The following is a 12,703-nucleotide window of genomic DNA, read 5'->3' on the forward strand; positions in this document are numbered from 1 at the left end:
TTGTTATTTTAATATTTGTTTTACTTTTAAGTTATGATAATACTCTTTGTTATTCTTGGTCTTATTATAATATTCGCAGGTGGATCTGGAATAATTTTCTTTAATGATTCAAACTCTTATAATGATTTTTTCGATAGTTTAGATATACCTATCAAGGACGGAAAATTCCTTCGTATTTTTGGAATAATATTCATAATAGGCTGGACAATTTCATTTATCTATATACTATATGGCATGTTTTTTTAATTACAATTTATTTATCCTTACTTTTTTATTTTTAATCGATACTTCAATGCCATTTATCTAACATTTAAAATTCATACCTCTTCTTAAATTATATTTACAGTATAGTTTTTTATATAGATAATTAAATATATAGAATTTGTAAATGAAACATAAAGTAAATCTCACCCCATAGAAAAGAGGTCACTAAGAAGAAACATTTATACATTTCTTAATAATATATTTAATTTTACCAGTACTAGATTTTTACATTCTAGTACTGGTTTTTTTAATCATATTTATTAATGATTTTACATTCATAATTAAATTACTCTTTAATTATTACTATTTGTATAATCTTAATTATTTCACGCATCCTTTATAATTTTTACAGGAATAGAAAAAACAATTAGAATTACTACAGGTTCTCTTTATTTTGTTTTTATTATTTTTGATTTTATGAGTCTATTCCAATACCTAAGTGAAGATGAAAAAGAGAAACTCTTATTCAAGATTGATGAAAAAACTAAAGACAGGCCTTCTAAAAAGAAATTGTATTATTATCATTTCGGAATTTAAAAACGTCCTTCAGATGTTTTAACCCCTCGATTATTAGAAGAAGATTTAGAAGGTATTTACCCATAAATCTACAGTTTTTTTTTATAATTCATTCCCTTAAATATTGAACATAAAAACACGTTAATTAAAGTGTTTTGTAGGAAGTATTATTTTTTTAGACAACAAGGAATATAGCTTTAACCTATTGACACGCCATATACTCAGTTATTAGCAGTTTTTATATATGTTCAAAATAAGCTTCTTTAAAAGCAAAGTCATCGTTTGACTCAATTTTCACAACTATTTCGTGAGAGTTCAAAAAGTCCTTATCTAAAAATCTCATAATAATTTCATTGCGCTCAGAATATGGTGGTATATCATCGTCAGTATGAAAGTCTAAATATCTCTCAAAAGAGAATACGATATCACTTAGTTTTACTCTATTTCTTAATCGATCGATTTCATTTTTTCTTTTATACTTTCCAATATCATTGCTCAAGCTATTAATTGTTTGGTTAATCAATTTATCTAAGAAGGTATTGTCAAATTTCTGGTAAAATTTACAAAACAATTCTTCAAATGTGGCTAATGATATTTTAGTATTTCTATCTTCATTTGAGATTTGAGATTTGAAATTTGAAATTTGAAATTTGAAATTCAATATCCAATGTCAAACTTAACTTAATAAATTTAAATTTACCATCTAGGTATTGATTATTGTACAAATCAGGCTTAGTTAGTTTGTGTATCTCAAAATATTCTGATTTTAAAAAGTTCATTTTTTTTTAATTCTTACTAATATTTTTAAACATTCTGAAAATCAAACATTAGCGACTATTTTTTTCAGATGTATTTTCTTCTTTATCAAATAATTAAACGTTAGCTAAAAATAATTATTTGTTTTTTCTACAAAAGAAGGGATTACTGTCAACCGCTCGACTATGGTTAGTACGGAAATTAAAAGTAATGATTTCCGATTAAGCACTTAGCCAAAACTTTTTATTTTGTTTTATCTTTTTTGTTGTAAAACCAAATCAAAATATTTGGTGGACACTATAAAAATACATTAAACTTAAAGTCAATTATAACTTTTATTACTATTTGGTTTATTTTATTAGTTTCGGTTTTTCTTTCTTATATTCAAAAAGCATATTAGGTTTCAATTCTAAAATTAAAATATCTGTACTTAGTTTATTTATTTTCTGAGTAAAATCTTCAAATTTTTTATTATAGGAAATAGAATCAAACTGTCCTCCATACTGGAACATAGAATCATTTTTTATTTTCCATTTACAAATTGTAAAATTATTTTTCCCATAATCTCTTATACAAATATTGTTCGGTTTGAATTCAACATTTGAGCCTATTACTTTATAGGAATGAGGTCCCCAATTACCTTCTCTAATAGTATTATGTTCAATTCCAAAACTATCAATAGCTTTAATGAAATCTCATTTTCCAGTAATTAAATTATTTAAACTGTTTTGTCTTACTTTAATGGTTTTACAACCAAAAAGGAAGAGAATTATTATAAATATTATTTTTAATGGTTTAATCATTTGTATTGCACTAAAATCATCGACTCTTTTTTGTATTAGATTCTTAATAATTTAATTTTTTCTTAATATATAATCCTGAAATATGGCAACGTTTTGGCTAAACTGCGTTTTAATACAGTTTAGGTTTTGTTGTACTTTGTTTACTTACATATTGATTGAGTTATTTTGTTCTTCCACTGAATCCAATATTCCTCTAATCCTTCAGGTGTTGTTTTTAATTCACTTATATACAATTTATGATTTTTCATCAAAGCTTTTTCAAGCTGTTGCTTTCTCGCTTTTAATGCAGGTTTATGATTCCATCCACCAACATGATCAAATGATGTGTAAGCTTCACATTTTGAATTAACACGTATAAAAGGGATTTTTAAATAATAAATAACATTTCCGCTACCCATTCCTTTTGTTGTCATTTCTATATTATCAAAGTCAACTTGAGAATACTCCCCCTTATTAAATAGTTTTTTAAGTTTATCGCCTACTTTCACAGACATTTTGTTAGAAAATTGATGTGCGATATCAGAGCCATTAATAAATTCAATACCGACATATTGTCCTTGGCATTCGTTATTTGAACACTCAATAGAATTATTTTCATTTTTGGTAAAACTAAAAAAGCACCCAACTGCTAAAAGGGTAATGTTAAATATTATTAATCGTTTTACTTGTTTATTCATTATTTCTTCAAATTAAATACAACAGTCTCAGCTATGATTAGTACAGGAATTAAAATTATTTAATTTCCGATTAAGCACGTATCCAAAACTTTTTATTTTGTTTTATCTTTTTTTCTAAAGCCAAATCAAAAGATTTGGCGACTTTGCAAATAGACAAAGATCTTTTTAATAAACACTAATCGCCCTATTTACTATATATAATATTGTAGATAAGCTTTTATTTGTTTCAAATATATCTTCTATTCTTCTCAGCGTATTTACGATATAGATAACTCATTGAGCCATCTGGGTAATCTGAAAATTCTCTATCAAGTTTATCCATTAGTTTTTCAGAATTTTCGTCTGAACTTTCATAAAACCAACTTCTATCTTGAGGTAATAAATCAATAGCTTGTTTTATTATTTCTGATGACTTAATTGCTCCAATTTCATTTAATGATTTTATTATTTGTTTTTCTTTATCAGGAAACCATTCTTGTAAAAAAGTCAGTATGCTATCTGCTTGACTTGCATTTTCCAAATGCATGCTTAGAAATAAATTCAATTGGGTTTGATTTAAAGAATCCTGATTTTCATCATTTCTATTTACAAGTATCTCATGTAGCGCAATGGAAAAATCAGAATTGTCATTTAATAAAAATAGCCCCTCTATATCTTCATCACTTACAATTTTATCTCGCTTACCCACTTCATCTTTCATTTCGTCTGTAATCCATGAAAGATCACTAAAAGAGTCTTTTTTCATAATTAGCGAACTTATTTATATTCTTTTTAGCTTATACCTAACGTTTTTTGTATGGTACGTTTGCATTCCACAGGGTGCATATGCATTATACAAATTGTTATAGCCTTTTTTTATTCTATTCCAATGTTAATATTTTCATTATTGACCTTATAGATTTCTTCTCTAGGTAATTCTAAATTTTCTAAGTCATCTAAGTCAACATATAATTTTTGTTTTCTCACAAAAGGTGTAATATCTTCAATACTTTTAATCATTCCTTGGCCAAATAGCTTCAGAGTTTCTCCTTTTATTCCTATTTGTATTGCTCTTCTGTCAAGTTTGTTTCCATACGGATCATGATCTGGATCCCATTGAATTCTGACTTCACTTTGATTCAACTCAGTTTTCCATCCCTCATGATTATCGTATAGATTTTTATTGAAATTAGATAATACAGCTTTTTCAAGAATTAATTCCCAATCTGATTTGAGAATTCGAATAGCCAATATCCTTTCTTGATTTTCTTTTGTTGCCCATCCACTACGATACATCATCCATAAATAGTTCGGTTTTAGCCATGACATGCGATCATAACTAAAAGATGTACCACCTAATTTCTGATTTTCAACAGCGTACCTAGCAATTGAATTTTTATAAGCTTGATAAAGAACAATATGTTCATCTGTTTGATAAGCAATAATATTAGTTCCGTTCTTAGGGATTCTATTTACATAATCCTGATAGTTCTCAAGTCGAATTCTTTTCGAAAAACTTAATTGACTTGGAATCATTCTTCCCTTTCTTTCTTTTTCTTTTTCCCAATTAGTAATTCTTTTTAGAGCAAATTCTTTAATTACAGGATTGTTTATTATTGCAAGTTCATCTAAGTATTTTTTTGATTGTACTGTTCCTATATCAGCAAGAGCCCAAACTGCTTTTCTTGATACAGGTTTGTAATCAAATTCAGGAATTTTATTAGAGGTTATTTGCTTGTATAAAAACTCACTTAGAGATGGGTGTTTGGACCATTGGAAACCACTGGCAAGTTGATCGTGTATTTCATGCCAATTTCCTCTGAAAAATTGTTTATCAATTTCAAGTTCTTCAATTTCCGTTAGTTCGTTTTTGTTGACTTCTTCCAAATATTTCCAAGCTTCTGATGAACTATTTGAGTCTAAAATTAATCTGATATCTTCTAAAACCCTTAATTTCGAATTCAACCATTCAGGTTCGTGTCCTACTTCTCCTAATTCTATTTCACCAACCTTGAAACCTAATATTTTCTGAGCAATTTCCTTAAAATTAACAATCCATTCTTGCCATTCTTTTTCCTCCATAAGAGCCTCAAAACATAATCCACTAGGCTCTACGCATGCAGTTATATGTTTTTCGTCATCTGACTTACTGAACCAATAATAAGGTTCATCAATCCAACCTTCCATTTTTGAAAAAAGTAATGGAACTCTATATTCCCATATAGGTAACCAATAGTAGAGGTTAAGATTTAAGTAATGTTGCTTCATTTTTTTATTGGCTATGACGTATAGATAAACACACTGGTGTGTTTATTTTTATTATATAGACACACTTATATCTATCTCTTTCAAACATACTAATTAATTTTAAGCTGTGAAACATTTTAAACCCCAACAACTCCTCTAAGTTTAATAACTTTCTAACTTAGTGAACACAAATTAAAACGTTATAATATTTATTAGCTAACCGTATATTATGCTATTAATATACGGCTAGTTATACTTACCAAAATTATATCAATGATCTTTTCCGTTTTTAAAGGTATCGAGATACCTACACTTTTAATTAATTTTGTTTTTACTATTTTTACTTTATGGAATACAACTATGACCAACTTAACATCGGATTTGTGGAGCCAAGAAAGACTTCTTTTTTTACCAAACTGACAGCTTTCTTATTAATCACAGCTTTTGTTTCAATACCTTTATCTCAAATTACTCCAGACTTCAAACATTGTATTACCGTTTATACAAATGGATGCTTAGGCATAATGTCAATTCCTAAATGCTTTTGTTTTTAACTACACTTTTATATTGTTTTATTGAACACACTTAGTAGTAGGTACGCTTTATCCACACTTAGAAGATCCACAATCGTTACAAGTTAAACAACCTTCTTGGTAAATTAAATTATTAGAATTACAATTATCACAAGCCTGACCTTTTGCTTCTGTACCATCTTCAACATAACGCTTCAATGCACGTACAACACCATTTTTCCATGTATTAATAGATTCACTATCTAATTGTAAACTCTGAATCAATTCAACAATTTTATCAATTGGCATCCCATGACGTAATGTTCCTGAAAACAGCTTTGCATAATTCCAAAACTCAGGATTAAACTTGTGTGACAAGCCCTCAATTGTTGTTTTATATCCTCTTTTGTTTTTATACTGAAAATCATAACGCGAAGTTCCGTCATCATTTCTATTTTTTAAGATTAAACCATTCTCTACCGAACGCGGTATTAAAATTCCATCTTCATCATCAATTAAACCTGTAAAAATCTCGTACGGATTACCATCAACCAAACCAATAAAAGCAATCCATTTTTCTTTTTTATTCTGAAAACGAACAACATCTGCCTCTAACACTTCTGGGCGTTTAATCGGGACTGAAGTTAACACATTGCCTTTCTTTTCTTCCTTTTTTTCATCATTAGAAATTAAGACTCCCGAACGAGAACCATCTCTATAAACTGTTACTCCTTTACAACCAACTTCCCAAGCTTTTAAATACAAATCGCCTACCAAATCTTCACTAACATCGTTTGGTAAATTTATAGTTACACTAATAGAATGATCTACCCATTTTTGTACTGCTCCTTGCATGGTTACTTTACTCAACCAATCAACATCATTAGAGGTTGCCTTATAATACGGTGATTTTTTTATTAAAACATCTAATTCTTCTTGTGAGAAATTTTTAGAAGAATCAATATTATTTACTTCCATCCACTGTTTAAATCGATGATGAAAAACTACATATTCTTCCCACGAATCTCCAACCTCATCAACAAAATCTACCCGAGAACCTTTATCATTAGGGTTTACTTTTTTTCTTCTCTTATAAACTGGCATAAAAACAGGTTCTATACCCGACGAAGTTTGTGTCATTAAACTTGTTGTTCCTGTTGGTGCAATTGTTAACAAAGCAATGTTTCTACGACCGTGTTCTAACATTTCATAATACAGCTTGCTATCTGCTTCTTTTAAACGTAGAATAAACGGATTCTCTTTTTCTCTTTCTGAATTATATATTGAAAAAGCACCTCGCTCTTTCGCTAAATTTACAGAGGCTCTATAAGTTTCTATTCCTAATACTTTATGTACTTTCTCAGAGAAGTCATTCCCCTCATCACTTCCATACCTTATACCTAAAGCTGCTAACATATCTCCTTCGGCAGTAATTCCAATACCAGTTCTTCTACCTTCATCCGCTTTTTTTCGAATATTTAACCAAAGGTTTTTTTCGGTAGCTTTTACATTGTCTAATTCTGGATCTGCTTCAATCTTCTCTAATATCTTATCAATCTTCTCTAACTCTAAATCAATAATATCATCCATCATTCTTTGAGCAATTACAATATGCTTTTTAAATAACTCGAAGTTAAATGCAGCTTTTTCTGTAAACGGATTTTCTACATATGAAAATAAGTTAATTGCTAATAAGCGACATGAATCGTACGGACATAAAGGTATTTCTCCACATGGGTTCGTAGATACTGTTTTGTATCCTAAATCGGCATAACAATCTGGCACCGATTCGTTAATAATTGTATCCCAAAATAAAATTCCTGGTTCAGCAGATTTCCATGCATTATGCACTATTTTTTTCCACAACTTTTTTGCAGGCACTGTCTTTGAAACTTTTGGAGTTGTGCTAAAAACCGGGTATTTCTGTATATAATCTTCCTCCTTTTTTACAGCTTTCATAAATGCATCATCAATTCTAACTGATACATTGGCTCCTGTAACTTTTCCTTGCGCTAATTTTGCATCGATAAAATCTTCAGAATCTGGATGATTTATAGAAACGGATAACATTAATGCTCCACGACGACCATCTTGTGCTACTTCTCTTGTAGAATTTGAATACCGCTCCATAAAAGGAACAATTCCTGTTGATGTTAGTGCGGAGTTCTTTACAGGTGATCCTTTAGGTCTGATATGTGATAAATCATGACCAACACCTCCACGCCTTTTCATTAACTGCACTTGCTCTTGATCAATTTTCATAATTCCTCCGTAAGAATCAGAATCTCCATCATTACCAATTACAAAGCAATTAGATAGTGAGCCTACTTGAAACGTATTTCCTATTCCTGCCATAGGACTTCCTTGCGGAACAATATATTTAAAATCTTTAATTACTTCAAATATTTCTGATGCTGTTAACGGGTTTTTATACTTCTTCTCAACTCTTGCAATTTCTTTTGCAATCCTTTCATGCATGTCATTGGGAGTACGTTCATAAATATTTCCGTCAGAATCTTTCAGTGCATATTTATTTAACCAAACGCTTGCCGCTAAATCATCATTTTTAAAATAATTTAATGCTGCTGTTAATGCTTCTTCCCTTGTATATGTCGTTTTAGAGGTAACTTTTATTGTAGGTTTCATTGTTTTTCTCAGAGAATTTAACTTTAAACTTAATAGCTCTAAGTTAAAAAAAATAAAAATAAAAAAGATGACTTATATCATAAAGTAAACAGAAACAAAACACAACAACCTAACAAACAATCAATTAAAAACTTACTAACAGTAAAATGTTTACAAAAAAATATTTAAAATCTTAAAGTAAATTAATCAACTCACTTCTAATTTATAACCAACACCATGAATATTTACCAACTTAATAGTTTTATCTTCTTTTAATTTTTTTCGTAATTTAGAGATGTAAGTATCTAAGCTACGCCCTACAAAAACACCTTTATCTTCCCAAACCTTCTTTGTTAACTCTTCTCTTTTTATAATTTGATTCGGGTTTGCCACGAAAATAGCCAATAGCTCACATTCTTTTTTAGAAAGACATATTTCTACCGCTTGTTTTACTAATTTATTTTGGTCTGGATAAAACTGAAAACTCCCTATATCTGTGTGTTTTTTAACTTCAGATTCAACATTTACTACTTTCTTATTTTTAAAAAAGATAAAATCTATTACAAAAACAATTATTAAAAGAAACAATCCTATTAAAAATAATAGACTACTAACAATAGTAGTTTCTTCTTTAATAAATTTAACTTGAATATTATAACAGTTTTCGGGCAGAAGTCTTCCTGCACATGGTGTAATTACATCTTCTACTAAAAAACTCATTTGATAGCTATACGCAACTTCGTTATCTGAACATTGTAAAACTTCTACGCTATAAGATTCAGACAATGCTACTTTTTTTAAACTCTCTTTAACAAGCGTAACTAATTTACCAGGATCAAAAGAAAGCTTACTCTTAAACGACAATCCATACTTAAAATCAGCTAATTCAACCACAGGTAAAACCAATGAGGTAGAATCTTTATTAATGAGTAATAATTGATTACCGACATCGCGTAAAGAAATTTTAACTTTCTCTGAAAAGTCTTTGTTTTTTTTATTGAATGAAGAAAGTAGTAGCCCTAAAAAAAGAAAAAAAGCCAAGCCACTGTATATGTAAATCTTTGTTTTATTCATAATACCAGTAAATAACATACATTTTCATGACTTTTTGTAACTATTTACATTTCTTTTACACTTTTTTGACACTCTTTAAAGTACTAACTTTAGTTTAGTCATACTCCTATTAGACTAGCTGTTTTTATAGCTTACACTAATTAAAAAAATGAACAACCTAGTTTAAACATAAAAACCATCACTCAGATTAATATCTGAGCAATGGTTTGTTTAAAATTTATTATAGTTACAAAACTACTTATTGATTACAACCTATAAATTAATTTACATTATTTTTAATTTTATAGCTATAAATTGTTTCAGAAATAGTAAACCAACAGAAGTAATATATCCCTCCTGAAAAGATAATATCTCCAATCATTCGAAGCCATTTTAAAGTTTGTACTACAGGTGAATATAATAGTTCAGCATCTCTAGCAAAAGAATATCCTTTTGTAATTGAAGTATATGCTTGAATTATACCTATTGGCAATAAACTAAATAACACCATGGCTACTAAGCCTATATTTAACAGCCAGAAAGCTCTTTTTAATTTTTTACTTTCCCATACTCTATTAGAATAAAAGCGTAAACAAATAAGAATGAAGCCCATCCCCAACATTCCATATACACCAAACAAGGCTGTATGTGCATGAACTGCTGTAGTATTTAACCCTTGTATGTAGTATAAGGCAATTGGTGGATTAATCAAAAATCCGAATACACCAGCTCCTATAAAATTCCAAAACGACACAGCAATAAAGAAAAAGATTGGCCATTTATATCTTTGCATCCATGGTTTACTTTTTAAAAGAGTCCAACTTTCTTTAATTTCAAACCCCATTAATGTTAAAGGAACAACTTCTAATGCACTAAAAGTGGCACCCAAAGCTATGGCTTGAACTGGAGTTCCTGAATAGTATAAATGGTGTAAAGTTCCTATAATACCTCCTGCTAAAAATATGGTTGCAGACGCAACAGAAACTCTCCCCGCAGTTCTAGCAGATATTATTTCCATTTTAGAGAAAATAAACGCAATTACTACAGTTGCAAAAACTTCAAAAAATCCTTCAACCCATAAATGAACTAACCACCATCTCCAATAATTAATAACAGGTAAACTACTATTTTCACCATACATTAATCCAGAGAAAAAGAACATACCAATTGCCACTACAGATATTAATAAAATAATTAACAACTGTTTAGATTCATCATTTTTTCTAATAGCATAAATAATATGTCTTCCAACCATAAACACCCATAATATTAAGCCTATACCAAGAAATATTTGCCAAAACCTTCCTAAATCCATATACTCATATCCTTGATGTCCAAAGAAAAAGTTGGTTGTTAAATCTAAAAATTGGTGTACTCCAAGCCATTCTCCAAGCATAGACCCTAATACTATAATAAGTAATGCTACAAATAAGAAATTGATTCCAAAATTTTGATATTTAAATTCCCTCCCAGAAATCATTGGCGCCAAAAATAAACCAGTAGCTAACCAAGTTGCTGCAATCCAAAATACTGCTAATTGCGTATGCCAAGTTCTAGTAATAGAATAAGGTAAATAGCTTGCTAAGTCAAAGCCAAAAAAAGCTTGCCCTTCTACTGTATAATGTACTGTTATAATACCAAGAACTACTTGTAGCCCAATTAAAAGTGAAATAACAATAAAATATTTTAGAACAGCTTTTTGTGAACCTACTAATTTCATTCCTACCAAAGGGTCTTTTTCAGGCTGCGTTATAATATCTCCTTTTTCATGGTTCTTTAAATAATAAAAAGTTAAAATACCAATAAAAAGAAGTAGTAAAACTATTGACAATCCAGACCATATAAGAGAATCTTTGGTTATAAGATTATCAATTAAAGGTTCGTGTGGCCAATTAGAGGTGTACGTGTAATCTTCATTAGGTCTATTAGTACTTGCTGCCCAAGAAGTCCAAAATAAAAAGGCATTTAATTGTTCTAACTTAACAACATCTGTTAAAGCACCTTTAGGAATCGCGTACTCTTCTTTTCCATCAGAAAAAATAGAGGTATAATGCTTTACATTCGCTTTAATAGCAGCCAATCTTTCTTTTGATATTGTAACTGTTTTTGTAGTACTATTAAATGTATTCGTCTTAATATCATTAATCAAACGAGCTTTTATCGCCGCTTTATTTTCTACATCTAAATTATCATACGAAGTATTAAAATCAGTATTAGACCAATGTTTTAGTAAAAATATCGCTTCTTTATGTATCCAATCTGCTGTCCAGTCAGGAGCTACATAACTTCCATGCCCCCATATAGAACCTACTTCCATACCTCCAATAGATTCCCAAACATTCTGACCTATTTGAATATCTTCTTTTGTATAAACAATATCTCCAGATCCTTTTACAACAACCTTATCAGGTATAGGTGGTTGTGTTTGATATACTTCAGTTCCTACCCAAATTAGTGCTATAAACGAAAGAGTTACAACGCTAATAAATGCTATCCATGTTTTTCTCATGTTTCCTTCTAGTTTTGTAGAGTTTTTTCTAATTCAACTCCTTTTTTAAATAAAATATTATTTTCTAAATGAATGTGCTTGTGTAAATCGTTTTCAAATTCTTGTAATAAAAGATAGGCAACTTTGTATGTAGTACATGCATCTACAGGAGGTGCGTAATTGTTACTTAATTCTGATATTTTTCTAAACCGATGCCCCTCGTTATCATGCTCTTCATGCATCATTGCAATTGGGCTTGTAACACTATCAAATTGTGAACTAGAAACTACGGTATTATTTTTACTAGCTTCAACCAACTTTTTAAAATAAGGGAACAGTATAAATTCTTCTTTTTTCATATGTGTTGTTAAATCGTTCGCACTTTCAGTAAACAACTTATATATTTCAAATAATTCTGGATGCCCTACACCGTGTACTTTGCATAGCTTATCTAGATATTGCTTAATTTCAGGCACCTTCTTTTCAATATATTTATGATGCTTATTATAAATATAATCTGAAAGAAAATCAATATCCCAAGATTGATAGTTGTTAGTATCTATTTCTGTGTTAAAGCAATTTGATAATTGCTTAATTAGTATGTTTTCCTTAACATTATTTGAATTACACACAGTTTCTATACTTCTATTTCCGTTACAGCAAAAATCTATTCCATAAGATTTAAAAATGTTAGCAGACTTATAATTTTCTGCAACAATATTGCTTACTAATGTTTTATTATTAATATTCATTATTTAGTGTTGATTGATTTTAAAAGTTATA

Annotated in this window: 9 protein-coding genes; all 9 read right to left on the reverse strand. The window is 29.3% G+C overall.

Annotated elements, in window-relative coordinates; translation table 11 throughout:
- Positions 1-1,018: 1,018 nt before the first annotated feature.
- A complete protein-coding gene (locus tag CXF68_RS20060) occupies positions 1,019-1,441 on the reverse strand; it encodes a hypothetical protein (protein WP_101047120.1) in 423 nt (140 codons plus the stop codon).
- Positions 1,442-1,886: 445 nt separating this feature from the next.
- Positions 1,887-2,048, reverse strand: coding sequence for a hypothetical protein (locus CXF68_RS20750; RefSeq protein WP_157822020.1), 162 nt, complete (start codon positions 2,046-2,048; stop codon positions 1,887-1,889).
- A 431-nt stretch (positions 2,049-2,479) separates the two neighbouring features.
- Positions 2,480-3,016, reverse strand: coding sequence for a hypothetical protein (locus tag CXF68_RS20065; RefSeq protein WP_101047122.1), 537 nt, complete (start codon positions 3,014-3,016; stop codon positions 2,480-2,482).
- A gap of 226 nt (positions 3,017-3,242) precedes the next feature.
- The gene (locus tag CXF68_RS20070) at positions 3,243-3,761 is read right to left on the reverse strand and encodes a hypothetical protein (RefSeq protein ID WP_101047124.1); all 519 of its coding nucleotides are present in this window, start codon (positions 3,759-3,761) and stop codon (positions 3,243-3,245) included.
- Positions 3,762-3,871: 110 nt separating this feature from the next.
- Positions 3,872-5,263 carry a DUF4291 domain-containing protein gene (locus CXF68_RS20920; protein WP_198553866.1) on the reverse strand — a complete coding sequence of 464 codons (1,392 nt, stop codon included), beginning with the start codon at positions 5,261-5,263 and terminating at the stop codon, positions 3,872-3,874.
- Positions 5,264-5,844: 581 nt separating this feature from the next.
- Positions 5,845-8,400, reverse strand: a complete 2,556-nt coding sequence (locus CXF68_RS20080; protein WP_101047126.1) for an adenosylcobalamin-dependent ribonucleoside-diphosphate reductase — start codon at positions 8,398-8,400, stop codon at positions 5,845-5,847.
- 186 nt (positions 8,401-8,586) lie between these two features.
- Positions 8,587-9,453, reverse strand: a complete 867-nt coding sequence (locus CXF68_RS20085) for a winged helix-turn-helix domain-containing protein (protein ID WP_232771690.1) — start codon at positions 9,451-9,453, stop codon at positions 8,587-8,589.
- A 259-nt stretch (positions 9,454-9,712) separates the two neighbouring features.
- The gene (locus tag CXF68_RS20090; RefSeq protein ID WP_101047130.1) at positions 9,713-11,941 is read right to left on the reverse strand and encodes a nitric-oxide reductase large subunit; all 2,229 of its coding nucleotides are present in this window, start codon (positions 11,939-11,941) and stop codon (positions 9,713-9,715) included.
- Positions 11,942-11,949: 8 nt separating this feature from the next.
- Positions 11,950-12,672, reverse strand: a complete 723-nt coding sequence (gene ric / locus CXF68_RS20095) for an iron-sulfur cluster repair di-iron protein (protein ID WP_101047132.1) — start codon at positions 12,670-12,672, stop codon at positions 11,950-11,952.
- Positions 12,673-12,703 lie beyond the last annotated feature (31 nt).

The organism is Tenacibaculum sp. Bg11-29 (genome assembly GCF_002836595.1).
Classification (GTDB): Bacteria; Bacteroidota; Bacteroidia; order Flavobacteriales; family Flavobacteriaceae; genus Polaribacter.

What these genes read in the sequence shown, in the direction of transcription:
- CXF68_RS20085 (WP_232771690.1), bottom strand. Translation starts at nt 9,453, where the DNA reads ATGAATAAAACAAAGATTTACATATACAGTGGCTTGGCTTTTTTTCTT.
- CXF68_RS20080 (WP_101047126.1), bottom strand. Translation starts at nt 8,400, where the DNA reads ATGAAACCTACAATAAAAGTTACCTCTAAAACGACATATACAAGGGAA.
- CXF68_RS20750 (WP_157822020.1), bottom strand. Translation starts at nt 2,048, where the DNA reads ATGTTCCAGTATGGAGGACAGTTTGATTCTATTTCCTATAATAAAAAA.
- CXF68_RS20070 (WP_101047124.1), bottom strand. Translation starts at nt 3,761, where the DNA reads ATGAAAAAAGACTCTTTTAGTGATCTTTCATGGATTACAGACGAAATG.
- CXF68_RS20065 (WP_101047122.1), bottom strand. Translation starts at nt 3,016, where the DNA reads ATGAATAAACAAGTAAAACGATTAATAATATTTAACATTACCCTTTTA.
- CXF68_RS20920 (WP_198553866.1), bottom strand. Translation starts at nt 5,263, where the DNA reads ATGAAGCAACATTACTTAAATCTTAACCTCTACTATTGGTTACCTATA.
- ric (WP_101047132.1), bottom strand. Translation starts at nt 12,672, where the DNA reads ATGAATATTAATAATAAAACATTAGTAAGCAATATTGTTGCAGAAAAT.
- CXF68_RS20090 (WP_101047130.1), bottom strand. Translation starts at nt 11,941, where the DNA reads ATGAGAAAAACATGGATAGCATTTATTAGCGTTGTAACTCTTTCGTTT.